At 61.6% G+C, this 24,535-nt stretch carries 25 protein-coding genes; 12 read left to right on the forward strand and 13 right to left on the reverse strand.

Features of this window, described 5'->3' with window-relative positions; translation table 11 throughout:
* The first annotated feature begins 224 nt into the window (after positions 1-224).
* Positions 225-1,208, forward strand: a complete 984-nt coding sequence (locus RQH14_RS08705; RefSeq protein WP_311212898.1) for an Lrp/AsnC family transcriptional regulator — start codon at positions 225-227, stop codon at positions 1,206-1,208.
* A gap of 62 nt (positions 1,209-1,270) precedes the next feature.
* On the opposite strand, the gene RQH14_RS08710 is transcribed toward RQH14_RS08705, so the two are convergent.
* Together RQH14_RS08710 and RQH14_RS08715 are read right to left on the reverse strand one after the other, a co-directional pair.
* On the reverse strand, positions 1,271-1,711 hold the full coding sequence (locus RQH14_RS08710; protein WP_311212899.1) for a VOC family protein: 441 nt from the start codon (positions 1,709-1,711) through the stop codon (positions 1,271-1,273).
* 101 nt (positions 1,712-1,812) lie between these two features.
* Entirely contained in the window at positions 1,813-2,268 is a 456-nt protein-coding gene (locus tag RQH14_RS08715) for a VOC family protein (protein WP_311212900.1), read from the reverse strand.
* A gap of 133 nt (positions 2,269-2,401) precedes the next feature.
* Here RQH14_RS08715 and RQH14_RS08720 point away from each other — a divergent pair, with 133 nt between their 5' ends.
* Both RQH14_RS08720 and RQH14_RS08725 read left to right on the forward strand, forming a co-directional pair.
* The gene (locus tag RQH14_RS08720; RefSeq protein ID WP_311212901.1) at positions 2,402-2,791 is read left to right on the forward strand and encodes a DUF3054 domain-containing protein; all 390 of its coding nucleotides are present in this window, start codon (positions 2,402-2,404) and stop codon (positions 2,789-2,791) included.
* Between the two features lie 72 nt (positions 2,792-2,863).
* Positions 2,864-3,142, forward strand: coding sequence for an Lrp/AsnC family transcriptional regulator (locus RQH14_RS08725; RefSeq protein WP_026540747.1), 279 nt, complete (start codon positions 2,864-2,866; stop codon positions 3,140-3,142).
* A 13-nt stretch (positions 3,143-3,155) separates the two neighbouring features.
* Here RQH14_RS08725 and trpD read toward each other — a convergent pair whose 3' ends face one another.
* Complete coding sequence (trpD, locus tag RQH14_RS08730) at positions 3,156-4,220, reverse strand: anthranilate phosphoribosyltransferase (protein WP_311212902.1); 1,065 nt, start codon at positions 4,218-4,220, stop codon at positions 3,156-3,158.
* Positions 4,221-4,332: 112 nt separating this feature from the next.
* Here trpD and RQH14_RS08735 point away from each other — a divergent pair, with 112 nt between their 5' ends.
* The 4 genes from RQH14_RS08735 (at position 4,333) to RQH14_RS08750 (ending at position 8,702) form a co-directional block, all read left to right on the forward strand.
* Positions 4,333-5,007 carry a heme-copper oxidase subunit III gene (locus RQH14_RS08735; protein ID WP_175493422.1) on the forward strand — a complete coding sequence of 225 codons (675 nt, stop codon included), beginning with the start codon at positions 4,333-4,335 and terminating at the stop codon, positions 5,005-5,007.
* 88 nt (positions 5,008-5,095) lie between these two features.
* Positions 5,096-5,884 (forward strand): c-type cytochrome, encoded by a 789-nt coding sequence (locus tag RQH14_RS08740; protein WP_311212903.1) that lies wholly within the window; start codon positions 5,096-5,098, stop codon positions 5,882-5,884.
* A gap of 96 nt (positions 5,885-5,980) precedes the next feature.
* Positions 5,981-7,051, forward strand: a complete 1,071-nt coding sequence (locus RQH14_RS08745) for a Rieske 2Fe-2S domain-containing protein (RefSeq protein WP_310204608.1) — start codon at positions 5,981-5,983, stop codon at positions 7,049-7,051.
* Complete coding sequence (locus RQH14_RS08750) at positions 7,029-8,702, forward strand: cytochrome bc complex cytochrome b subunit (RefSeq protein ID WP_311212904.1); 1,674 nt, start codon at positions 7,029-7,031, stop codon at positions 8,700-8,702. The genes RQH14_RS08745 and RQH14_RS08750 overlap by 23 nt, the downstream gene beginning before the upstream one ends.
* 157 nt (positions 8,703-8,859) lie before the next feature.
* On the opposite strand, the gene RQH14_RS08755 is transcribed toward RQH14_RS08750, so the two are convergent.
* Positions 8,860-9,651 carry a GntR family transcriptional regulator gene (locus RQH14_RS08755; protein WP_311212905.1) on the reverse strand — a complete coding sequence of 264 codons (792 nt, stop codon included), beginning with the start codon at positions 9,649-9,651 and terminating at the stop codon, positions 8,860-8,862.
* A gap of 157 nt (positions 9,652-9,808) precedes the next feature.
* On the opposite strand from RQH14_RS08755, the gene RQH14_RS08760 reads away from it, so the two are divergent.
* Positions 9,809-10,102, forward strand: a complete 294-nt coding sequence (locus RQH14_RS08760; RefSeq protein WP_311213067.1) for an HPr family phosphocarrier protein — start codon at positions 9,809-9,811, stop codon at positions 10,100-10,102.
* A 71-nt stretch (positions 10,103-10,173) separates the two neighbouring features.
* Here RQH14_RS08760 and RQH14_RS08765 read toward each other — a convergent pair whose 3' ends face one another.
* The 5 genes from RQH14_RS08765 to RQH14_RS08785 form a co-directional block, all read right to left on the reverse strand.
* Positions 10,174-10,575, reverse strand: a complete 402-nt coding sequence (locus RQH14_RS08765) for a cytochrome c oxidase subunit 4 (RefSeq protein ID WP_231342844.1) — start codon at positions 10,573-10,575, stop codon at positions 10,174-10,176.
* Positions 10,572-12,296, reverse strand: coding sequence for a cytochrome c oxidase subunit I (gene ctaD, locus RQH14_RS08770; protein WP_089595185.1), 1,725 nt, complete (start codon positions 12,294-12,296; stop codon positions 10,572-10,574). The genes RQH14_RS08765 and ctaD overlap by 4 nt, the downstream gene beginning before the upstream one ends.
* Positions 12,297-12,306: 10 nt before the next feature.
* Entirely contained in the window at positions 12,307-13,179 is an 873-nt protein-coding gene (gene coxB / locus RQH14_RS08775; RefSeq protein ID WP_089595186.1) for a cytochrome c oxidase subunit II, read from the reverse strand.
* Positions 13,180-13,362: 183 nt separating this feature from the next.
* A complete protein-coding gene (locus RQH14_RS08780) occupies positions 13,363-13,752 on the reverse strand; it encodes an iron-sulfur cluster assembly accessory protein (protein ID WP_026540757.1) in 390 nt (129 codons plus the stop codon).
* 194 nt (positions 13,753-13,946) lie between these two features.
* Entirely contained in the window at positions 13,947-15,380 is a 1,434-nt protein-coding gene (locus RQH14_RS08785; protein ID WP_311212906.1) for a dipeptidase, read from the reverse strand.
* Between the two features lie 115 nt (positions 15,381-15,495).
* Between RQH14_RS08785 and RQH14_RS08790 the strand changes: the two genes are divergently transcribed.
* Entirely contained in the window at positions 15,496-16,089 is a 594-nt protein-coding gene (locus tag RQH14_RS08790) for a DUF3043 domain-containing protein (RefSeq protein WP_311213068.1), read from the forward strand.
* A gap of 88 nt (positions 16,090-16,177) precedes the next feature.
* Here RQH14_RS08790 and RQH14_RS08795 read toward each other — a convergent pair whose 3' ends face one another.
* Entirely contained in the window at positions 16,178-17,254 is a 1,077-nt protein-coding gene (locus tag RQH14_RS08795; protein ID WP_311212907.1) for a quinone-dependent dihydroorotate dehydrogenase, read from the reverse strand.
* 68 nt (positions 17,255-17,322) lie between these two features.
* Here RQH14_RS08795 and RQH14_RS08800 point away from each other — a divergent pair, with 68 nt between their 5' ends.
* The 3 genes from RQH14_RS08800 to RQH14_RS08810 are packed head-to-tail and all read left to right on the forward strand — an operon-like array spanning position 17,323 to position 21,104.
* Positions 17,323-19,014: an FAD-binding dehydrogenase gene (locus tag RQH14_RS08800; protein WP_311212908.1), complete on the forward strand. Its 1,692-nt coding sequence runs from the start codon at positions 17,323-17,325 to the stop codon at positions 19,012-19,014.
* A 9-nt stretch (positions 19,015-19,023) separates the two neighbouring features.
* A complete protein-coding gene (locus RQH14_RS08805) occupies positions 19,024-20,034 on the forward strand; it encodes an alpha/beta hydrolase (RefSeq protein ID WP_311212909.1) in 1,011 nt (336 codons plus the stop codon).
* Positions 20,031-21,104, forward strand: coding sequence for an alpha/beta hydrolase (locus tag RQH14_RS08810; RefSeq protein ID WP_311212910.1), 1,074 nt, complete (start codon positions 20,031-20,033; stop codon positions 21,102-21,104). The genes RQH14_RS08805 and RQH14_RS08810 overlap by 4 nt, the downstream gene beginning before the upstream one ends.
* Positions 21,105-21,119: 15 nt before the next feature.
* Here the strand turns inward: RQH14_RS08810 and RQH14_RS08815 are convergent, their stop codons facing one another.
* The 3 genes from RQH14_RS08815 to leuA form a co-directional block, all read right to left on the reverse strand.
* Positions 21,120-21,944: an isoprenyl transferase gene (locus tag RQH14_RS08815; protein WP_311212911.1), complete on the reverse strand. Its 825-nt coding sequence runs from the start codon at positions 21,942-21,944 to the stop codon at positions 21,120-21,122.
* A gap of 2 nt (positions 21,945-21,946) precedes the next feature.
* Entirely contained in the window at positions 21,947-22,699 is a 753-nt protein-coding gene (gene recO / locus RQH14_RS08820; RefSeq protein WP_311212912.1) for a DNA repair protein RecO, read from the reverse strand.
* Positions 22,700-22,785: 86 nt separating this feature from the next.
* Positions 22,786-24,525, reverse strand: coding sequence for a 2-isopropylmalate synthase (gene leuA / locus RQH14_RS08825; RefSeq protein ID WP_089595194.1), 1,740 nt, complete (start codon positions 24,523-24,525; stop codon positions 22,786-22,788).
* Positions 24,526-24,535: the final 10 nt, after the last annotated feature.

The following is a 24,535-nucleotide window of genomic DNA, read 5'->3' on the forward strand; positions in this document are numbered from 1 at the left end:
ACATCATTCGGATCACCGCGGTGTGGCTTCGCTGCTGTCGCCTTTAACCGCCCACTCCGCCCGGCGGGGGTCCCAACACCCGATGTGGGGGGTTGGACTGCCGGTGTTGTGGATTGATGCGACATTTCTGCCTTTCGAAATTGGGTGTGGGGCGCCCCAAAAACTAGGCAGTCAATGATTGAATACGCTCACAATGCAGGTTTGTGAATAGAAGTAAGGGATCCATGCAGGATTACGACCTTGACGAGCGGGACCTTCGCCTGCTCCATGCCCTCCAGATACGCCCCCGGGCACCATGGGCTGCGCTGGCGCCTATTGTCGGCGCCGACGCCGTGACTCTTGCCCGGCGATGGAAAGTTCTGAGAGAGGCCGGCTTGGCGTGGGTCACGTCCTATCAGGGCACGGGGACCAGATATTCCGGAGCCATCGTGGAAATCGACTGCGCACCGGCAAGCATCCTTAGAGCGACTGAAGAACTTGCTGGTGACCAGGAAGTCTTGTCCATCGACCAGACGGCAGGTGGCAGGGATCTGGTGGTCACCGTCTTGTGCCGCACAGAGGCTGACTTGGGCCACTTCCTTCTTGAGCGGCTTTGCACCGTGGAAGGAATTCGGAGCACGCGCACGCACCGGTCCATCAAACTGTTGACCGACGCAAAACAGTGGCGGCTGCGGTCACTTCAAGGTGACGAAGCACGGCTGCTGGAGCGCAACCTGCCGCAGCCCGCGTCGACGGGCCGCGGTATAACCGCCGAGCACGAGAAACACCTTGCCTCTCTGCTCAGGGCGGATGGCCGGGCCTCGATAGCGAAGATTTCCGGGGTGCTGGACATCAGTCCGGCGAAAGCAAGGAACGCCGTGTCCACGGTGATCGCCGAGGAGCGCCTGGTTTTGCGGCTGGAGGTTGCCCGGTCCTACACGCCGTGGCCGGTGTGCGTCTGGTACTTCATGCGGGTACCGGCCACCAAGGTGGAAGTGGTGGCGCGGAGATTGTCGGGCCTGGAGGAGGTCCGCCTGGTCACGACCACTGGAGGCATGTACTCCATCATCATGTCCGTATGGCTGCGCCGGGTCGAGGACATGACGGTGCTGGAGCGGCAACTGGGCGAGAGACTGCCTTTTGCCGAGATCATGGATCGATCCATAGTCCTGCGCACCCCGAAACACATGGGTCATCGGCTTGATCCCAGCGGCAAGCGGACGAGCTGACTTAACCAGCGAATGCCCCACCCCCGCTGAAGGAGCGGGGCATTCATCAACATCTTGTGGCGCTATTCCGAGGGCTGCTCCCCTTGTTGCGCGCCGGCGATGTTCACGAGCCACGCAATGCCGAACCTGTCAACGCACATTCCGAAGGTATCGCCCCAAGGTGCCGTTTCAAGCGGTACGGTAACGGTACCGCCGTCCACCAGCTTGTCCCAGTAGCCACGGAGTTCACTCTCGTCCGCGGCTTCGCCGCTGAGAGAGACAGAAACGTTATCGCCGGGGTTGTACGGCATGCCGTTGGGGGTGTCAGCAGCCATGAGCGTCAATCCACCCGGCGTTTCCAGCATGGCATGCATGACCTTCCCGGCCTCCGCCTGATCCTCGCCCGCCTGGTAGTCGCCGAAAGTGCTGATGTTCAGGTCACCGCCAAAAACAGATTCATAAAAGGTCATGGCATCGCGGGCATTGTCCCGAAATGAGATGTACGGATTGAGGCGGGTGGTCATTGGTCGGTCTCCTTCTGGATGGTGTTTGGTTCGTCGCTGTGTTGCGTTCGTCACTGAGGGGCCGGGCCAACAGCGGCAGTTGGCGCCTGCTCCTGAAGTCATCAGCCGCCGTCGTACGCCCTTTGAAGAACGTTGATGTCCAGTTTCCGCATCTGCATCATGGCCTCCATGGCTCGCCGTGACCCGTCGGGATCCGGGCCACCCAAAAGGGCAGACATGGCTGTGGGGACAATCTGCCACGACAACCCAAACTTGTCCCTCAGCCACCCGCACATGCTCTCCTCACCCCCGGCGAGGAGAGCCTCCCAGTAACGGTCCACCTCATCCTGGGAACCGCAGTTCACCATCAGGGAGACGGCCTCATTGAACTTGTGGGCCGGTCCACCATTGAGGCCCATGAACGGCCGGCCATCGATCTCGAATTCAACGGTCAGTGCTTGGCCATCAGGCCCGGGCATAATTTGTCCTATGGAGGATTTATCAAAAATCGATGTGTAGAACTCTGCTGCCTCGGCCGCCTGGCCGTCGAACCATAAACAGGTGGAAATCCTCTGCATGAAGCACTCCTCAGCGATCGGGGGAAGCCCTGCTCCCCAGACAGACGCTAGTACTGTGAGCCGCCACACACAACGCTCCACTCATGCGAAAGCGACTTCGCGTCGGGGTGACACCCCCGATAGTGTCAGATGCATGCCTTCACCATCACGACTGTGGATACCCATAGCCATCGCGGACGTTCTGTTGATTCTTGTGTTCGCTGCCATTGGCAGGGACGCGCACGCCCGCGGAGACATAGTCTCCGGCGCCTTCATCACGGCGTGGCCCTTCCTGACCGGAGCAGCCCTTGCCTGGCTGGCAACGCGCGCCTGGCGCGCACCCTTTGCTGTATGGCCAACGGGGGTCCTCGTCTGGATCGGCGCAGTGCTGGTGGGAATGCTGCTCCGCGGTGTCACAGGCCAAACGGTGGTCCTGCCTTTCGTGGTGGTCGCGTTGATCACCCTCGGAATTTTCCTGCTCGGCTACCGGGCCGTAGCCACGCTCTGGTTACACGCGTCCCGGAGGCGTCAACGCCGCGTTTGAACAGGGTCTGTCCCCTGCCGATGCACTAGGCTGAGACAGTCCGCAATGATGCTTTTTTCGGAAAGGCCCCACGTGATCACCGCTTTCGTCCTGATCAAGACAGATGCGTCACGCATCCCGGAGACCGCAGAGCAGATCTCTGCTATTCAAGGCATCAGTGAGGTCTATTCGGTCACCGGTGAATGGGACCTCATAGCGGTAGCCAGGGTGACCAAGCACGAAGAATTGGCCGACGTCATCGCCGACAAGTTGTCGAAGGTGGGTTCAGTGGTCCATACCACCACCCACATTGCCTTCCGGGCCTATTCGCAGCACGACCTTGATGCGGCGTTCGCGCTCGGCTTCGAGTAAACGAGCACCTTTCCTACGCTTCGCTCCGGCTGAGATCCGTCCATTTAGCAAGGACTTCGGCGGCTTTCCCCGAGTCAACCGACTCGGCCGCCCGGGCGAACGCTGCGCGCATGCGCTCGGTCAGGCTTCCCTCGGCGGCCAGGTCAAAGGACACCAGACCTGCAGCGGCATTGAGGAGGACGGCGTCCCGCACCGGGCCGGTCTTTCCCTCGAGAATCTCGCGGACAACCCGTGCGTTGGCCGCAGCGTCACCTCCGCGGAGATCCGCCACCGTAGAGGGCCCGATACCAAGCTCGGCCGGAGAAAACACCTGCTCGGAGACTGCGCCGTTCCTGATTTCCCAGACTGTGGACGGTCCCGTGGGCGTGAGCTCATCGAGTCCGTCGTCTCCACGGAACACCAGGCCACGGCTGCCACGATGGGCCAGCACGCCGGCCACCAAGGGCGCCATCCGGACATTGGCGACGCCCACAGCCGAGGACTGTACGTGAGCCGGATTGGTCAGGGGGCCCAGGAAGTTGAAGGCCGTGGGAACGGCCAATTCCCGGCGGGGTACGGCCGTATGCCGGAACGATGGGTGGAAAACCTGCGCGAAGCAGAAGGTGATACCTGCCTCTTCAGCGTTCCGGGCAACTTGCTCGATCGAGAGGTCCAGGCGCACGCCCAAGGCCTCCAAAACGTCCGCCGAACCGGAGGTCGATGAAGCGGCCCTGTTGCCGTGCTTGACAACTTTGGCGCCGGCGCCGGCCGCAACAAGCGCCGCCATGGTGGAGATATTCACGGTGTTGAGCCGGTCCCCACCTGTCCCTACGATGTCGAGCTTCTCCCCGGAGATGCCGATCGGATTGGCGTGCTGGACCATGGCTTGAACCAAGCCGGCCAACTCTTCCACCGTTTCGCCCTTGGCCCGGAGGGCAACCAGGAACCCGGCAATCTGCGCAGGAGTGGCTTCGCCGGACATGATGGTGTTCATGGCCCACTCTGTATTGCCCACCGCAAGGTCGTCGCCATTGATCAGTGCTGAGATGAGCCCTGGCCAGGTATTGCTGGCTGCAGGTGCCGATGCCGGAGAAGTCACCCACTGATGCTATCGACCCTGCCACGCCGATGACCAATGTGAACGGAGCCGGGAACTTTTCCGCGCGATTTCGCGTCTTTGTAGAAAAAGTCTCCCGAATCGGTGGTTTGCATTGGGAACTCTGGACTTTTACAGACATAATGTCCTTGTGACATCTGCGACCCATGCCCCCAGTACCCCGGCGCACCCGACGCTGAACCGCCCCAACCTGGTTTCTGTTGGAACCGTTGTTTGGCTGTCCAGTGAGTTGATGTTCTTCGCCGGCCTCTTTGCCATGTACTTCACCCTGCGCTCCACATCCGGACTGATGTGGGCCGAGGAGACGGCCAAGCTCAACTTCCCGTTTGCGCTCGTCAACACGATCGTCCTTGTGGCAAGTTCGTTTACTTGCCAGATGGGCGTTTTTGCCGCCGAACGGCTCGAACCGCGCCGTACCGGCCGCCCGCTCCAATTCACCCGCTGGGGCATGTCCGAATGGTTTGTCCTCACCTTCATCATGGGTGCCTTCTTCGTAGCCGGACAGACCACGGAATACGCCATGCTCGTCTCCGAGCACGTGTCCCTGTCCTCCAACGCCTACGGCTCCGCCTTCTACATGACCACCGGCTTCCACGGCCTGCACGTCATTGGCGGTCTGATCGCCTTCCTGTTCATCATCGGCCGCGCTTTCGCTGCCAAGAAGTTCGGGCACTTTGAAGCGACGTCGGCGATCGTCACCTCGTACTACTGGCACTTTGTCGACGTTGTCTGGATCGGCCTCTTCCTGGTCATCTACGTCCTCAAGTAAGCCCGGCTTTGACTCTTTTTCTACAAGAGGCAGAATTTCAAGAAGCGGCTCGCGGAGCCGACGCAGGATCGAATAAAGGAACCACCACGTGAAGGCACTATCGCAGAAGCGACGTCACCCACTGGCAGCCATTGCGCTGCTGTTGATGGGCCTCCTCCTCACTGGTGGGCTCTACGCCGTTGCCACAACTGTCAACCAGGCCAAGGCCGACACCACCAGCTTCAGCGCCAGTGACGTAGAAGAAGGCGGCAAGCTCTTTGCCGCCAACTGCGCCACCTGCCACGGCATGGGTGCGTCCGGAACCCAGGACGGCCCCTCGCTGGTCGGCGTGGGCGCTGCAGCTGTTGACTTCCAGGTTGGTACCGGTCGTATGCCCATGCAGATGAGCGGACCGCAGGCCCAGCAGAAGCCCGCCCAGTTCAACGCAGAGCAGACCAAGCAACTGTCCGCTTACGTTGCTTCCCTCGGAGCAGGCCCGGCCATCCCCGAGGAACACCTCCTCGACGGCAAGGGAGATGCCGCCAACGGTGGCGAACTCTTCCGAGTCAACTGCGCCATGTGCCACAACGCAGCCGCTGCCGGCGGCGCACTGACCCGCGGCAAGTTTGCTCCCGCACTGGCCGGTGTCAGCGCCGAGCACATCTACGAGGCCATGGTGACTGGACCGCAGAACATGCCTGTCTTCAGTGATTCCAACGTCACTCCTGAAGACAAGCGCGACATCATCACCTTCCTGAAGACCATCGAAGCCAACGGTTCACCCGGTGGCGCGGACTTGGGAGCACTCGGCCCGGTGTCTGAAGGCCTCTTTGTCTGGGTAGCCGGCTTGGGTGTCATCATCGCATTCACCATCTGGTTGACGTCCCGCACGTCCTGATCCGGACACAACAAAACTTCTGCTGCACAGTCAGCAGTTTGAAACTGCAAATAACTCGGCCCCGGCCGAGACAACGAGAGAAGGATGAGGCGAATTATGGGCAACCATAGTGACGGCAGTCCGAACCACTCGGGCACCGTAGCTACGGCTGGTCAGAATGAGGTGGAGAAGTTCCAGGATCCTGGACTCCCTCCGCATCGTTTGCGCCTGGCTGACACGGACCCGGTAGCCGCAAAGCGAGCCGAGCGTCAGGTAGCCATTCTGTTTGGCACCTCCGTCATTGGCACGCTGGTCTTCCTGGTGGCGTACTTCGCCATCGACCTGGGCGACGACACCACCATTGCGACCATCCGCACGCAGAACCTCCTTCTGGGGCTCGGCACGGCTTTCGCAATGCTTGGCATCGGCACCGGCATCGTGCACTGGGCCAAGGCCCTGATGCCCGATCACGAAGTGTCTGAAGAGCGCCACGCCATCCGTACCGAAGAGGATCGCCAGGCTGCTGTCCGGATCGTCGACGACATCGTCGAAGAAACCGGCATCAAGCGCCGCCCGTTGATCCGCAACACCCTTCTTGGTGCCGTTGCGCTTGCCCCGCTCCCCGCTCTCGCCATCTTCGGCGATTTGGGCCCGCGTCCTGACGATGCTCTGGCACACACCATGTGGGCTCCTGAGGGCGGCAAGCTCAAGCGCTTGACCCGCGACCCCGATGGCACTCCCATCAAGGCCTCCGATGTCACCATCGGTTCCGCCTTCCACGTCATTCCCGAAGGTCTCAACGAGCTCCACGAAGGCAAGCTGAACGAAAAGGCCAAAGCCGTCGTCCTGCTCATGCGCCTGGATCCAAACTCGCTGCACCCCTCAGAGGGCCGTGAAAACTGGAGCTACAACGGAATCGTTGCTTACTCCAAGATCTGCACGCACGTTGGCTGCCCCGTTGCTCTTTACGAGCAGCAGACGCACCACCTTCTGTGCCCGTGCCACCAGTCCACGTTTGACCTTACGCAGGAGTGCAAGGTCATCTTTGGACCGGCCAGCCGTCCGCTCCCCCAGCTGCCGATTGCAGTTGATGCAGAGGGCTACCTCGTCGCGACCAGCGACTTCAGAGAACCTGTAGGACCGAGTTACTGGGAGCGTGACGAGCATGAGCGCCTCATCAACAGCTGAAGCCCCCTTCGTTCCGAAGACAAAGGTTGGTAGTTTCACCAACTTCGTGGACGAGCGCGTGGGTGGCTCCGGCATCCTGCGTGAGTTCGGCCGGAAGGTCTTCCCCGACCACTGGTCGTTCATGTTCGGTGAGGTGGCGCTTTACTCCTTCGTCATCTTGCTGATGTCAGGCACCTTCCTGACCTTCTTCTTCGATCCGTCGATGGCGGAAACCCACTACCAGGGTTCGTACACACCGCTGTACAACGTCGAAATGTCCGTTGCCTACAGCTCGTCGCTGAACATCTCCTTTGATGTTCGTGGCGGTCTGTTCATGCGCCAGGTTCACCACTGGGCAGCCCTGCTCTTCGTGGCCTCCTTGGGCGTCCACATGCTGCGTGTCTTCTTCACGGGTGCTTTCCGCAAGCCGCGCGAAATGAACTGGGTAGTGGGCGGCGTGCTGCTCATCCTGGCGATGGCGGCCGGCTTCACTGGATACTCACTCCCCGATGACCTGCTCTCCGGCAACGGCCTGCGCATCATCGACGGCGTTATCAAGTCCATCCCGGTGATCGGAACCTACATCTCGTTCTTCCTCTTCGGAGGAGAATTCCCGGGTACAGCCATCATCGGCCGCCTGTATGTGCTGCACATCCTGCTGGTCCCCGCGCTCATTCTTCTGATGATCGTGATCCACCTGTTCATGGTGGTCGTGCACAAGCACACCCAGTACCCCGGCCCGGGACGTAACGACGGAAACGTTGTCGGCTACCCGCTCGGCCCGGTTTATGCTGCCAAAGCCGGCGGATTCTTCTTCATCGTCTTCGGCGTCCTGGCTCTCATGGCGGCTGCGTTCACGATCAACCCGATCTGGAACTACGGCCCCTACGATCCCTCGCCGGTGTCCGCTGGTACCCAGCCTGACTGGTACATCGGCTTCGTGGATGGCGCACTGCGTCTCATGCCGGGTGTCATCAATGACTTCCACTTTGAATGGGTCATCTTCGGCCGTGTGCTGACGCTGAATGTCCTGCTGCCGGCCCTGGTACCCGCAGGCATCATCTTCACAGTCCTGTTCATGTACCCGTGGATCGAACGCTGGATCACCAAGGACAGCCGCGAACACCACGTTCTCGACCGTCCCCGCAACGTGCCAACCCGCACAGCAATCGGTGTAGCAGGATTTACTTGGTACTGCGTGATGTGGGCAGCCGCCGGCTCCGACCTCATCGCCACCCACTTCCACGTCTCACTCAACGATGTGACCTACTGGCTGCGCACGCTGTTCTTCATCGGCCCGGTCATCGCATTCATCGTGACCAAGCGCATAGCACTCGCCCTCCAGCGCAAGGACCGCGAGATTGCCCTGCACGGCCGGGAAACGGGACGTATTGTCCGTCTCCCCCACGGTGAGTTCATCGAGGTCCACGCTCCGCTGGATGAGTACAAGCGCTACAAGCTCGTTGGCTTCGAATCACCGGCTCCCCTGCCGGCCGAGCCGAACGAACACGGTGTTGTCACCGGCAAGGAAAAGCGCCGCGCGGCACTTTCCAGGTGGTTCTTCGAGGACCGTGTTGCTCCGGCATCACCTGCCGAACTCGAAGCCGCCCACGCACATGGCCACCATGAAGCCATTGAAGCAGGCGAAGACCAGAAGAGCCTGAGCCACTAGCGCTTAGAACTCTCATAAAGTAGGGGCCCGGTCCATTGGACCGGGCCCCTGCTTTATGTTCCAGCGCCCTTCAGGTGCCAGAACCATTACCACCTGAGCATTCCACTGCACTGACGCACTCGACGTACCGGGGTACCGGGGTGCCCGTCAGCGGGTGCTACGGCTGAGTGCGGTACCCCGAAGAGTAGTTGCGGGTGGGCCTTACTCCTGGACGTTGCAGAGGCACCCAAAGCTTGTAGCGGTCAGCTCGATAGTAGGAAACGGAGTAGTCCACCATGGCACGTGCCACGAAGGCGTGGCGTTGGATCTTAAGCAATGGGGCACCGACGTCGACGTTGAGCAGCCGGGCTGTGGAGGGAGACGCTGCGGTGGCCTCAATCATGTCCTCGCCCCACTCCATCACCAAGCCGAAGCGTTCGCTAAGGACGTTGTAGAGGGATGTGGGCGGCGCTTCATCCAACAGGCCGGGGACGCGGTGGGCCGGGATGAAGTTCTCATCAACGCTCATGGGCTCATTGTCGGCCAGCAACAGCCGCCTGAACCGGACCAAGGGCGTGCCTTCCTCCAGCTGGAGCTCCCTGGCCAGGAATGCACTCGCCGCAATCTGTTCGAAGCTGAGGACCTTTGCGGCCGGGACCATGCCTCGGCGCTGCATCTCTTCGCTGTAGGACGTGAGTTTCACTTGAAGATCCAACTTGGGCTTCCTCACAAAAGTCCCCAGCCCTACAACACGCTCAATGACCTCCTCGCCAACCAAGGCGTCTATGGCCTGGCGCACTGTCATCCGGGCCAGACCGAAGCGGTCCGACAAATCCCGCTCCGAGGGGAGCGCCGAACCTGGCGGGCAGGATTGGGCAATGAAGGCCCTTAGGATCTCCCGGAGTTGGACGTAAATCGGCGTGCCACTGGCGCGGTCGATCTCGCCGGCAATGCTTGCCGCCTCAGGCACTGCGGCGTTCCAGCAATTGATTCATGCTTCAAGGATAATTCAGAGGCCCTTCAGGTCTAGACCACTAGGGGTTCATGTGGAGCAGTAAGGCCATGGAAGCTACGCTTGTATGGACTATTTTCCGACGGTTGATCCGTCGACTACCAAGGGAGCTGGGTTGCCGGAGCAGAGAGCCGTCGTTGCCGCGGAAATCGGGTTGCACGCACGGGCGGCAGCAGTGTTCGTCCGAGCCGTCACAGACACCGGTCTGCCGGTCACCATCCGCAAGCAGGACGGACAACCTGTAGATGCGCGTTCCCTGCTGGAAGTAATGACCGAGGATTTCGGACACGGCTGCGAAGTGTTCCTGGAAGTGGCTCCTGACGCGCTGCTCGGCGGACAAACCGCTTCCGGAGCCGAGACTGCCTTGGCCGCTCTTTCGGCCCTCCTGGGGGCCACAGAAGCCCGCTGAGTCTGTTATCAGGCAAAAGAAATGGGCCCCACCAGAAGGTGGGGCCCATTTCGTATGTTAGGTGCTAGTTGCTAGTGCGCGTGGTCGCCACGGCTGTACTCAAAGACCCAGCCAACCAACGCCACGAGGGCGAGGCCGCCGGCGACGTAGGTCACCCAGAAGCCAATGGCGAGACCAAGGAATCCACCGGCACAGGCCAGCCCGAGAACCAGCGGCCACCAGCTCCAAGGGCTGAAGTGCCCCTGCTCGCCGGCGCCCTCGTGGACCTCGGCATCCGGACGGTCCTCGGGACGAAGACCGATCCGTTTGCCAGTGAACCCCAGGTATGCGCCGATCATGCCGGCCAAGCCACCGACCAGGAGGATGCCCAGGACACCAACCCACTCCGACCATTCAGTCAGGAATCCGTAGGCAATGGCCACGGGGACGAAGAAGAAGACTCCGGCTCCAAAGAGCCACGATTCAATTTTCACTTGCTGACGTCCTTCTGGTCGGCGTTACCCAAAACAGCTGCTGCAGGCGACGGGGCCTCGGCAGTGTGGACCTGGGCCAACTCAGGGTGGTGCAGGTCCAGCGCCGGGCGCTCCGAACGGATACGCGGCAAGGAAGTGAAGTTGTGACGTGGCGGCGGGCAGGATGTTGCCCATTCCAGCGAAGCGCCGAAGCCCCACGGGTCATCTACTTCTACCTTCTTGTTGCTGCGCCACGTGATGTAGACGTTCCAGAAGAACGGCAGCAGTGAAGCACCCAGGACGAAGGAAGAGATAGTGGAGAACTGGTTCATCCACGTGAAGTTATCCTGCGGCATGTAGTCGGCGTAACGGCGCGGCATACCCTCGACACCCAACCAGTGCTGGATCAGGAAGGTGCCGTGGAAGCCGAGGAACAGGAGCCAGAAGTGAATCTTGCCAAGACGCTCGTTGAGCATCTTTCCTGTCCACTTGGGCCACCAGAAGTAGAATCCCGCGAACATAGCGAACACGACGGTACCGAACACCACGTAGTGGAAGTGTGCCACCACGAAGTAGGAGTCGGAAACGTGGAAGTCAAGCGGCGGTGAGGCCAGGATGATGCCAGTAAGACCACCGAAGAGGAACGTCACCAGGAAGCCGATGCTCCACAGCATGGGCGTTTCGAACGTAATGGACCCCTGCCACAGGGTGCCGATCCAGTTGAAGAACTTCACACCGGTGGGCACTGCGATCAACATGGTCATGAAGGCGAAGAACGGCAGCAGCACCGAACCAGTCACGTACATGTGGTGCGCCCACACGGTGACGGACAACGCAGCGATGGCGATGGTTGCGTAGACCAGACCCTTGTAACCGAAGATCGGCTTGCGGCTGAAGACCGGGAAGATCTCCGAGACAATGCCGAAGAACGGCAGCGCAATGATGTACACCTCGGGGTGTCCGAAGAACCAGAACAGGTGCTGCCACAGGACTGCACCGCCGTTCTCGGGGTCGAAGATGTGGGCACCAAAGCGTCGGTCGGCACCAAGGGCGAACAGGGCAGCTGCCAGCGGCGGGAAGGCCATCAGGACAAGGATTGCCGTGACCAGCGTGTTCCAGGTGAAGATCGGCATACGCCACATGGTCATGCCCGGTGCACGCATGCAGATGATGGTGGTGATGAAGTTGACGGCGCCAAGGATGGTTCCGAACCCGGAGAGGGCAAGGCCGAAGACCCATAGGTCACCACCGACACCAGGACTGAATGTCGTGTTCGACAACGGCGCGTAGGCGAACCAGCCGAAGGAAGCAGCACCCTGCGGGGTGATGAAGCCCGAGACGGCAATGGTTGAACCGAAGAGGAAGAACCAGAAAGCCAAGGCGTTCAGACGCGGGAACGCGACATCGGGGGCGCCGATCTGCAACGGCATGATGACGTTCGCGAAGCCGGCAAACAGCGGAGTAGCGAACATCAGGAGCATCACGGTGCCGTGCATCGTGAACATCTGGTTGTACTGCTCTTTGGTCTGCAGAATCTGCATACCGGGTTCGAACAATTCAGCGCGGATGAGCAGCGCCATGACGCCACCGAGGCAGAAGAACACGAAGGACGCGATCAGGTACATGTACCCGATGGTCTTGTGGTCGGTGGAGGTAATCCAGTTGACGACGATGCGCCCCTTGGATTTAGGAACTACGGGAGCTTCTAGGACCCCCGGTGCGGATTGAGTGTACGTAGCCACGTCGCTCCCCTTACTTGGTTTCGTTCAGGTTCGGGTTGCGGTCGTATTCCGCACCGAGGAGGCCCGTGTTGCCTTCCTGGCGAAGCTTGTCCATGTGGGCCTGGAATTCAGACTCGGAGACAACCTTGACGCGGAAAAGCATTTCGGAGTGGTATTCACCGCAGAGTTCGGCACACTTGCCATCGAAGGTGCCCTCCTTCGTGGGGGTGAACCTGATGTAGTTCGTCTTGCCGGGGATCATGTCGCGCTTCTGGAGGAAGGCGGGAACCCAGAATGAGTGGATGACGTCGCGGGAGTTCAGCTCCAGGTCCACGGACTTGCCAACCGGCAAGTACAGGGTGGGAAGCAGTTCCTTGTTGACTTCATTGCCAGTCAGGTGGGCCTGAACGCCGGCCTCGTGGAGGTCTTCATTGATGACCTCGCCCTTTTTGTAGTTGAAGTCCCAGGCCCACTGCTTGCCGCGGACGTCAACAACGACGTCGGCCGGCTGCGAGCGGTCATCGATCGCACGCTGGTCCTGGTCGGTGAAGTAGAAGAACACCAGCACCATGAACAGCGGAATGGTCAAGTAGAAGACCTCAAGCGGCAGGTTGTAGCTGAGCTGCTTGGGGAATCCCGTGGTGCCCTTGCGGCGACGGTAAGCGATGATGCACCAGACCAGAAGGCCCCACGTGATGATACCGACTGCCAAGGCGGCGATCCATGAGTTGACCCAGAGGTCCATGATCCGGTCAGTGTGGTTGGTCGTGCCGCGCTCTGTTGGCAGCCAACCCTTCTCTACCTCTGGTGAACATCCGGTCAAAACCAACGCGCCGGCTAGTGCCAAGCCAGTGATCGATGTGATCTTTATGCGTCGGCTGCCGGTTCGGTTCTGCGAACTCACAGACGGCCCTTCCTCTTGTTGCTGTCTCCCGGCAGGCCGAAGGCTCACCGGGCACACTAAAAGTTTTACTACCCGATGTAGAGCTTACCGCTATCAAGCGGTTTTCGCGCACATGTCAGCGCCGTGGCTCCGAATGGTTTTAAACCCACCCGAAGTGGCGCCGACATGCGGCGATGGCTCACATCAGTGGAACGAATCGCCGCAGGCGCAAGACCCGCCGGCATTCGGGTTGTCGATGGTGAAGCCCTGCTTCGAAATGGTGTCCTCGAAGTCGATGCTGGCACCGCTGAGGTAGGGAACGCTCATCTTGTCGACGACGACTTCAACGCCGTCATAGTCGCGTACAGCATCCCCATCAAGCAGTCGCTCGTCGAAGTAGAGCTGGTAGATCAGTCCGGAGCAACCTCCAGGCTGGACTGCAACGCGCAGCCGAAGGTCGGTGCGCCCTTCCTGTTCCAGGAGGCTGCGGACCTTGCCTGCGGCGACGTCGGTCAGATTGACCTCGTGCGTGGCCAGTTCGTCGTTGGCGACGAGCTGTTCTCCGGTGCTGTTTTCGTTGGTTGCAGTGCTCATTGGCCTACCTTCTTATGAAGCTCCTGGCGGCGGCGCCGGAACGCTGCCTGCCCTTACCCAATTACATACGGGTTATACCTAATGCTACGTCGCGCAGACGCTTAGCTATAACTCCCTACGTAACCACGGACAGCATTTGGTTGTTCCCGGCGCGCCCCAAGGAACGAGGCGCGCCCCCAAGGAACAAACTGCTGCTAGCCGTTGAGTCCTTCACCATTGAGCCGGGCCAGCATCAGCGCTTCGGCAAGCACCGCATGCCGGAAGTCTCCGATGTGCAGTGATTCGTTGGCACTGTGGGCGCGGGAATCAGGGTCTTCCACTCCGGTCACCAGGATGTGAACGTCCGGATACACCTCCATGAGGTCCGCGATGAACGGAATCGAACCGCCGATTCCCATTTCCACGGGTTGTACGCCCCATGATTCACCAAGCGCCCAAAGAGCTACCTTTGCAGCTGCCGAGGACGTATCGGTGGAAAAAGCGTTGCCGCGCTCCCCCGGCGTAAACGTCACTCGGGCGCCAAACGGTGCATGTGATTCGACGTGTGCCTTGAGGGCATCCATTGCGGCCCCGGGGTCCTGACCAGGGGCCAACCGCATGCTGAACTTGGCCCTGGCGGCCGGAATCAGCGTGTTGGATGCAACATCGACGGACGGGACATCCATGCCGATGATGGACAGTGCAGGCTTGGTCCAGAGTCGGGAGGCGATGGTCCCGCTGCCGGCGAGCTTCACGCCGTCCAGTACTGAAGCGTCTGCGCGGTAGTCCTCTTCGGCCAGGTCCACGGCCACGTCGTCGCGGGCCACCAGGCCCGCAACCGCGACGTTGCCGTCGTCGTCATGCAGCGTCGCGATAAGCCGTGACAGGAGGGTGGGAGCATCCAGCACAGGTCCACCAAACATGCCGGAATGGACCGCATGGTCCAGGACACGCACCTCGAAGGTCCCGTCAACGAGTCCCCGAAGGCTGGTGGTCAGGGCCGGAACGCCGACTTTCCAGTTGCTGGAGTCGGCAACCACAATGACGTCCGCCCGCAAGAGCTCCTGATGTTCCTCCAGGAAGGTCCGGAATGTGGGCGAGCCTGCTTCTTCCTCACCTTCGAAGAAGAAGGTGACGCCGAGCCCGAACCCGTCACCCAGAACTTTCGTCACGGCGCTGTAGGCGGCCAGGTGCGCCATGATTCCTGCCTTGTCGTCGGCCGCGCCGCGGCCGTACAGTCGGCCGTCGCGTTCCTCAGCCACGAAAGGCTCGGAGTTCCAGAGGCCCCTGTCCCCCGGCGGCTGAACATCGTGGTGGGCGTACAGCAAAATGGTCGGCTTGCCGTCCTCGGCAGGACGGCGCGCGACGACGGCAGGACCACCGGGAGTACCGTCGGCTTTGTCGCACCGCAATATCCGGACGTCTTCCATACCTGTGGCCTTGACCAGTGCAGCGACCGCTTCGGCGCTGCGGTCCAGTTCGTTGGGGTCGAAACTTGCCCACGCTATGCCCGGAATGCCGACGAGGTTCTTAAGGGATTCCAAGGTGGTGTCGAAGGAATCGTTGACTGCTCCGGAAAGTGCCTCCACGGGAGTAATGCCGGCGTGCCCTTGCTTGTTCTGCGGGATCTCCGCATGTGCTGAAGTCATGGCCACACTTTACCGCCGGGGTTTGGGCGTCCTCGGCAGGCACGGCCACCCGTCGTCGGTCCCCGCCAGCGGTCCACGTAACGTACGCCACCTCAGCGAGGGGTATTCTGTAGGGGTGTTCGGACGCAAAAAGGAAGAGCCCAGCGCTCAATCAGTAGTAGACCAGGCCTACGCCACCGCCACGGAGCCCGGTGCCGGAAAGGGCACCCCCACTCCCAAGCGGAAAGACCAGGAAGCAGCCCGCAAGCGCCCGCTGGTTCCCAATGACCGCAAAGCCTCCAAGGCTGCGGAGCGGGTAGCCATCCAGGACCAGCGGCAGAAAATGCGGCAGGCGCTGGATACGGGTGACGAAAAATTCCTGCCCCTCCGTGACAAGGGCCCCCAGAAGCGCTACACCCGTGATTACGTGGACGCACGGTTCAGCTTGGGTGAATACCTCATGTTCGGCGCCTTGCTGTTCGTGGTGATTTCCCTGATCATTCCGCCCACAAGCGCCGGCATCAGCTACGTCCTCATTGGATTCTGGATCATGTTCCTGGCTGTCTTCGTTGACGTCTTCATCCTTTCCCGCAAGCTCAGGAAACGCCTCACCGAGAAATTCGGCGAGGTAGAACGCGGCTCCATTTGGTACGGCTGCATGCGCGCCCTTCAGTTCCGGAAGCTCCGCCTGCCCAAGCCGCAGGTGAAGCGCGGACAGTACCCGTCCTAAGCGCTCCCACCCCTTCATCGACGGGAAGACCCCGGACCATTGGTCCGGGGTCTTCTTTGTGGATGCCTGATCTTCAGGGCGGCTGGGCTTAGCGCGCCTTCTTACGGATCTTCGCGAGGCCCTTGTTGATATTGGAAGCCCAGAAGGGGCCCTCGTACAGGAAAGCTGTGTAGCCCTGAACCAGTGTTGCGCCCGCTTCCAGGCGCTCGTGGACATCCGAGGCAGTCTCCACTCCTCCTACCGCGATAAGCACCAACTGGTCACCCACGGCGTCCTTGAGCCTGCGCAAGACTTCCAGCGACCGCTGCTTGAGGGGTGCTCCTGACAATCCACCGGCACCCAACGAGGCCACCTTGGTGGCGTCCGAAACGAGTCCCTCCCGGGAAATGGTGGTGTTGGTGGCGATGATCCCGTCAAGCTTCAGGTCCAGCGCCAGCCGGGCGACGTCGTCGATGTCGTCGTTGGACAGGTCCGGCGCAATCTTGACCAGCAGCGGAATATGCCGTCCGGCGGCTTCATCCGCGGCGTCACCCACTGCCCGCAACAGCGGCCGCAGGGTTTCCACGTTCTGCAGCAAGCGAAGACCGGGTGTGTTGGGAGAGCTGACGTTGACCACAAGGTAGTCTGCCGCGGGGGCCAGGCTTCGTGCACTCACGAGGTAATCCTCAGTGGCGTCGTCGAGCTCAACCACTTTGGTCTTGCCGATGTTGACGCCGATGACGGGTCGGACGTCCGGGTGCTTCCTCTGCAGAGCAGCCCGCGCTGACTTGAGCCGGGGTGCAACGGCTGCTGCGCCGTCGTTGTTGAATCCCATACGGTTAACCACCGCACGGTCCTCAATCAGGCGGAACAACCGGGGCTTCTCGTTGCCTGGCTGCGCCTGGCCGGTGATGGTACCAACCTCTACGTGGCCAAAGCCGAGTTCGGCCAGGGCCTCGATGCCGTGGCCTTCCTTATCGAAGCCTGCTGCCAGGCCGAACGGCGACGGGAAGGTCAGGCCCAACGCCTCAGTCCGAAGCGAAGTGTCAGGGGCCGTCAGGCGGGCCAGGACCCGGCCAGCACCCGAGCGATGGGCCGCCCGGATCCCCTGGAAGCCGATCTTGTGTGCCTTTTCGGCATCCATCCAGGAGAAGGCCAGCTTGAAGAATGTGGGGTAAACACGCATAGTCCTAGTTTTGCGGTTGAGGGACGACTCGCCAAACCCGTGACCAGTCATGCCGCTAGCATGTACGCATGCCGCGGACAAATAGTGATGCAGATCATGGGGGCCGGGTCCATAACGACGTCACCGCCGACGTCGTGGTGGTGGGCGCGGGTCTAGCAGGCCTGGTGGCCGCAGCTACGGCATATGCCGCAGGTAAGTCGGTGGCCGTGCTGGACCAGGAGCCCGAAGCCTCAGTGGGCGGCCAGGCGCATTGGTCCTTCGGCGGCCTTTTCATGGTGGACACTCCTGAGCAACGGCGGCTTGGGGTCAGGGACAGTGCTGACCTTGCCTTGTCCGATTGGCTCGCCTCGGCTGCGTTTGATAGATCCCATGACAGCAACGCCCGTGAGTGGGCCGAGGCCTATGTCCATTTCGCGTCGGGAGAGAAGCGGGCTTGGCTGAAGAGCCTTGGCGTGGGGATCTTTCCCTTGGTTCAGTGGGCAGAACGCGGCGGTTACGGAGCCCAGGGACATGGCAACACCGTCCCCCGCTTCCATGTCGCCTGGGGAACGGGGCCGGCATTGGTGGAACCGTTCCTCGCCAAGGTCATGGAAGGCGTCCGCGCCGGCCGCGTCAGCCTGCACTTCAGGCACAAGGCCCTGTCCCTGGACATGACGGCGGGGCACGTCACGGGCGTCACGGGCGAGATTCTTGAAGAGTCGACGGCGGTGCGGGGCCAGCCCTCCGCACGGCGGCCGGCTGGTACTTTCACGGCCAACGCCGGTGCTGTGGTGGTGACCACGGGTGGCATAGGCGGCAATCACGCAACGGTGCGTCGCCAATGGCCTGGCGGCACGGCACCTGCCCGTATGCTCAGCGGGGTGCCTGCATCCGTTGACGGCGAGTTCCTTCCGGCGGTGGAGGCCGTGGGAGCTGCAGTGGTCAACGGTGACCGCATGTGGCATTACCCCGAAGGAATCCACAACTACGATCCCGTCTGGCCCGCCCATGGAATCCGCATCCTCCCGGGGCCTTCGTCCCTGTGGCTCGATGCCCAAGGCCGCCAGCTGCCGGCGCCGCTCTTCCCCGGCTTTGATTCGTTGGGCGCACTGCGCCACATCGTGGGGACGGGACATGGCTACTCGTGGTTTGTCTTGAATCGAACCATCGCGCTGAAGGAACTCGCCCTCTCCGGCTCCGAGCAGAACCCGGATCTCACGGGAAAGGATGTCCGGCTGCTCGCTTCGCGCCTGCGTCCCACAGGCGACACGCCCGTCCAACGCTTCCTGGATCAGGGCGTGGACTTCCTCCAGGCATCCTCGCCTGGTGAGCTCGCTGCCCGGATGAACCATTTGGTTGGCACCTCTTTGATCGAGGCCGGAGCACTTGAATCACTGATCCAGGCCCGCGACCGGCAGGTGGAAAGCGGCCTTGGGAAGGACCCCCAGCTTGCCGCCATCAGGGCTGCCCGTCGGTTCGCCACCGACAAGCTGATGCGTGTGGCCCCGCCGCATCGCCTCACAGACCCAGCCCACGGCCCTTTGATAGCCATTCGGCTTTCAGTGCTGACCCGGAAAAGCCTGGGTGGGCTCGCAACTGATCTGCGGTCACGGGTCCTGGACACCGATGGTCAGCCCATCCCCGGCCTTTTTGCCGCTGGCGAGGCCGCCGGATTCGGCGGTGGTGGCATCCACGGTTACAGGGCCTTGGAGGGGACGTTCCTTGGGGGCTGCCTTTTCACCGGGAGGGCCGCCGGGCGGGACGCCGCCGCCAGTGTCTAAGCTAGGGCCATGGAGTGGACGGCTGACATCCTGGGTACTGACTTCCAATCCTGCGGCGTTGATGCCACAGGACCCGACGGCGTGACCCGCCACGCCACCCTGATCCGCCATCGGGCAGAGCAAAACGATTCCCGGGGTGCTCCCAGGCGCTACGGCGCGGTCCTGTTTCTGCACGGGTGGAGCGACTACTTCTTCAACACCGAACTTGCCAGGTTCTGGGCAGGGCAGGGCTACGATTTTTACGCCCTGGATATGCACAACCACGGCCGAAGCCTGAAGACGGACATGCCCGGCGGCTACGTGGCAAACCTGACGGATTATGACGCCGAGATCAACCAGGCGCTGGGCATCATCCGGAACCACACAGCGCCGTCGCCGGAAGGCAGCGTGACCCTGATGGGCCACTCCACCGGTGGGCTGGTGGCCGCACTATGGGCGAGCCGCCACCCCGAATCCATCCAATTCCTCATTCTCGACAGCCCGTGGTTGGAAATGCACGGCAGTTCATTGGTGCGGCGGGCTGCGCAGGCCATGGTGGCTCCCATCGCAAAGTTCAGGCCGGAAACCGTCCTGAAACTGCCGGAGCGGGGTTTCTACTTCCGCAGCATCAGCAGTACTGCGGAGGGTGAATGGGCGTTGGACGAAAATTATCGTCCACCGCTGGCTTTCCCGGTCCGGGCCGGGTGGCTCAGTGCCGTATTTGCCGGGCATTCCCAGGTTGCCCGCGGGCTGAACCTCGATGTGCCTGTCCTCGTCCTGATGTCTTCGGCCAGCGCCAATGGCATGGTGTGGCAGGAGTCCATGCGCCGTTCGGATGCCGTGCTGGATGTTGGAGTTATCGCCCTCCGAGCCATGGCGCTGGGCCGGAGCGTCACTCTGGAACGCATCGACGGCGGCCTCCACGACGTCTTCCTCTCCGCACCGGCAGTGCGCAAAGACGCCTATGCGCGGCTTGCGCGGTGGATCAAGGGGTTCATGCACAACGATGTGCCGGCAGAGCGGCAGGAGGGGGACATATGAACACCACGGAGGGGCTTGGAACCGAGTGGCGACGCGACGTCCTGGGTCATGGCTACGAATGCATGGACCTGCCGCTCAAGCCTGACGAAGAAGGTCCTGTCCACGCCACACTCATCCGGTACGCTCCACCTGCGCCGCAAGCCACCCAGAATGGCATTCTTGACTTCCTGTCGTCCTTCACCAAGAGAAGACGCCGTGCGGTCCCGGCCGATCCAGGTGGGGCGCCCAGGGTTGTCCTCTACCTGCATGGTTGGGCCGACTACTTCCTGCAGACCGAATTGGCTGAGTACCTCACGGCGTCGGGTTTTCACTTCTACGCAGTGGACCTCCGGAAATTCGGCCGCAGCCTGCTGCCTGGACAGACACCCGGCTACATTACGGACCTCAACGCCTACGACGAAGACCTGGCAGCTTCGCTGGTGGAGATTGAACGGGACGTGGCTGCACGGACCGGCAACACCACTGCGCCAACCATCCACATGTTGGCCCATTCCCTGGGAGGTTTGATCGCGGCGCTCTGGGCCGATCGCAACCCGGGCCGGTTGGGCACGTTGGTCCTGAATTCCCCATGGCTGGAGCTTCAGGGCAGCAGCCTCGTCCGCAGCATCGCCATGCACCTGGTGGAACCCTTTGCACGTACGGACCCCAAGCGCCCCTTCCGCTTTCCTGAGATGCCGGCCTACTGGGAGAGCGTCAGCAATGCGGCACATGGCGAGTGGATGCTGGATCCCCTATGGCGTCCGCGGGCTTCATTCCCCATCCGCGCAGGGTGGACCAAAGCCGTCCTGGCCGGGCACGCTGCGGTGGAACGCAAGCTCACCATCGATGCGCCCGTCCTTGTGCTGTTGTCCGGGAGGACACGGATCCAGGCGGAGTGGACCGCTGACCTGATGCGGGCCGACGCGGTCATCGACGTTGAGGAAACCTCGCGGAGGGCCCTTGGATTAGCCCGCCGCACCGCCGTCTTCCGGTATCCAGGTGCGCTTCATGATGTCTTTCTCTCACGGCGCACCGTCCGTCAACAGGCGTATCGCGATGTAGCGGTATGGCTCGCTGGCTACCCTTACTGATGTAGCCGGGGCGTGCTATTTGCCGGTGGCAGCCGCGTCCACGGCCCCTCCGTAGCGCCTGTCGCGCTTGGCATAGATCTCGACGGCGTCCCACAGCGTCCGCCTGTCGACATCCGGCCACAGCGTGTCCATGAAGACGAACTCCGCATACGCGGACTGCCACAGCAGGAAATTGGAGAGCCGCTGCTCACCCGAACTGCGAAGAAAAAGGTCTACATCCGGGAGGTCTGGCTCATCCAGGTACCTCTGGATGGTTTTCTCGGATACCGATCCGGGTTTCAAACGCCCTTCGGCGACATCGTGGGCAATGGCAGAGACTGCGTCGGCGATCTCGGCTCGGCCGCCGTAGTTAACACACATGGTCAACGTGCACGTGTCGTTGGCTTTCGTGTATTCCTCGGCTTCTTCAAGTTCCTTGATGACAGAACCCCAAAGCCGCGGGCGCCTTCCTGCCCAGCGGATGCGCACGCCCCACTCATCCAATTGGTTCCGCTGGCGTCGTAGTACATCCTTGTTAAATCCCATGAGAAAGCGGATCTCTTCGGGCGATCGGCGCCAGTTCTCCGTTGAAAAGGCATAGACGCTGACGTACTTGATTCCCAGTTCAATCGCCCCCGCCATCACATCAAGCAAGGCAGGCTCGCCGGCCTTATGCCCCTCGATGCGGGGAAGTCCCCGCTGGTTTGCCCATCGCCCGTTCCCGTCCATGACGATTGCCACGTGCTGCGGAATAAGTTTACTGGGAATACCAGGCGGCACTGCACCGGAGGGGTGCCCGTAGGGCGCTATGACCGGCGCCGTCCTGGCCGGTGTTGTCTTGCTCTTCTTACCAAGTGCCACTGTCAGCTTCGCTCCACGTGTTTGAGTGATTTCAGCGCCCGTTCCAAATGCCATTGCAGGTAGGTGGCAACCAGTCCTGCGGCTTCACGCCGATGCCGGGCATCCGATGCATCCGCCACGCCCCAATTGCCTGTCAGTAATGCACTGAGAAGCACCACTGTCTCCGCGGCCGGCGCCGGTGAACCCGGAGGACGGCAGTCGCTGCACACCATGCCGCCAACAGGAGCGGCAAAGGCCGTGTGGGGCCCCGGACGGCCACACCGGGCGCAATCGGTGAAACTCGGGGCCCAACCTCCGGTGGCCAAAGCCCGCAGCAAATAGGAGTCCAGGATAAGTTCCGGTGGATGGTCTGAACGGCTCAATGCGGCCAAGGCGCCCACCAGCAGGTTGTATTGGGCGGTCCCGGACTCGGTATCGGCGTCCGTCAGTTTTTCGGCGGTCTCCGTCATGGCAGCGGCCACGGTGAACCTGCCATAGTCTGCGGCAATACTGCTTCCATAGGCGCCCTTGGCCACAGCCTGTGTCACGATGTCCAGCGTCCGCCCGGATACAAGCTGCAAATCCGCCACCATGAACGGCTCCAGACGAGCGCCGAAACGGCTGCTGGTCCTGCGCACGCCCTTGGCGACGGCCCGAACTTGACCGTGGTGCTTGGTCAAGAGAGTGATGATGCGATCCGCTTCGCCCAGCTTGTGGGTACGGAGCACCACGGCATCGTCCCTGTAGGACCGTGCTGCAAACGACGGATTGGCCACAACTAATCTTCGCACTATGACTGGACCGCGCGGTGACCGCCGGACCGTGTGGTGACGGTATTTCCCGTCACCACACGGCAGATACCTTAGGCCCGGGCGTCCCGCACGGCACGGTTCACGGCCGAAATCAGGGCCTTGAGGGATGATGTGGTGGTGCTGGGGTCAATCCCCACGCCCCACAGGACCCGCTCGCCGACGGCACATTCAACGTAGGCTGCAGCGCTGGCACTGCCGCCCTCGGACAGGGCATGCTCGCTGTAATCAAGCACACGGACGTCAACGCCGTCGTGGTGCAGGATGTCCAACAGTGCAGCGATGGGACCGTTGCCGTGCCCGGTCCGCCGAACCTCCACGCCGTCGATCCGCAGGTTGGCATTCATGGTCATGGCGCCGGACTCGTCAGTCTCAGTGCTTACACTGCCCAGCGCGTAGCGACCCCACTGTGCCTGCTCTTCGTCGGACGGCAGGTACTCATCCTGGAAGACCTGCCACAGCTGGGCACCGCTGACCTCGCCGCCCACAGCGTCGGTGCGACGCTGGATGACTCCGGAAAACTCAATCTGTGCCCGGCGGGGCAGGTCCAAATTGTGCTCGTTCTTCAGCAGGTAGGCAACCCCGCCCTTGCCTGATTGCGAGTTGACCCGGATCACGGCTTCATAGCTGCGGCCGAGGTCCTTTGGATCGACGGGCAGGTAAGGAACCTGCCAGGTGAAGTCGTCCACCGAGGTGCCGGCCGCAGCAGCGTCCTTTTCCAGGGCTTCGAAACCCTTCTTGATGGCGTCCTGGTGCGAACCGGAAAACGCCGTGAAAACGAGGTCGCCACCGTACGGCGAACGCTCCGGAACCGGCAACTGGTTGCAGTACTCCACCGTGCGGCGGACTTCATCGATATCGGAGAAGTCGATCATGGGGTCCACGCCCTGCACGAACATGTTCAACCCCAGCGTTACGAGGTCCACATTGCCGGTGCGCTCTCCGTTGCCGAACAAGCAACCTTCAATCCGGTCAGCACCGGCCAGGTAACCGAGTTCGGCAGCAGCCACGCCCGTGCCGCGGTCGTTGTGTGGGTGCAGGGAAATGATGATGCCCTCGCGGGGGTGCAGGTTACGGTGCATCCACTCGATGGAGTCGGCGTAGACGTTCGGGGTTGCCATCTCCACAGTGGCCGGCAGGTTGATGATGACCTGGTTGTCGGCAGATGCCTCAAAGACATCGGCAATGGCGTTGCAGACGCGGGCCGCGTACTCGAGCTCGGTTCCCGTGAAGGACTCCGGCGAGTATTCATAGGTGATGTGGGTATCTTCGAGTGTCTCTTCGTACTTCTTGCACAGGCGGGCACCCTGCAACGCGATATCCAGGATTCCGTCTTCGTCCTGGTTGAAGACCACACGCCTTTGCAACACAGAGGTGGAGTTGTACAGGTGGACGATCGCCTGCTTGGCACCCACCAGGGACTCGTACGTTCGCTCGATCAGGTGCTCACGTGCCTGGGTCAGGACCTGGATGCTGACGTCGTCAGGGATGTGGCCGCCCTCAATGAGCTGGCGGACGAAGTCGAAGTCGGTCTGGGATGCCGAAGGGAATCCGACTTCAATTTCCTTGTACCCCATTTTCACGAGCAACTGGAACATCTTCAGCTTACGTGCCGGGCTCATGGGGTCGATCAGGGCCTGGTTTCCATCGCGCAGGTCAACCGCGCACCAACGCGGGGCCTTGGTGATGACCTTGTCCGGCCACGTGCGGTCAGGAACTTCTACGGTGATCTGGTCCTGGAACGGCAGGTAGCGGTGAATCGGCATACCGGAGGGCTTTTGTGCATTACGCATGACGTGTGGC

The sequence above is a fragment of the Arthrobacter sp. WCS2018Hpa-7 genome (genome assembly GCF_031843805.1).
Taxonomy (GTDB): domain Bacteria; phylum Actinomycetota; class Actinomycetes; order Actinomycetales; family Micrococcaceae; genus Arthrobacter.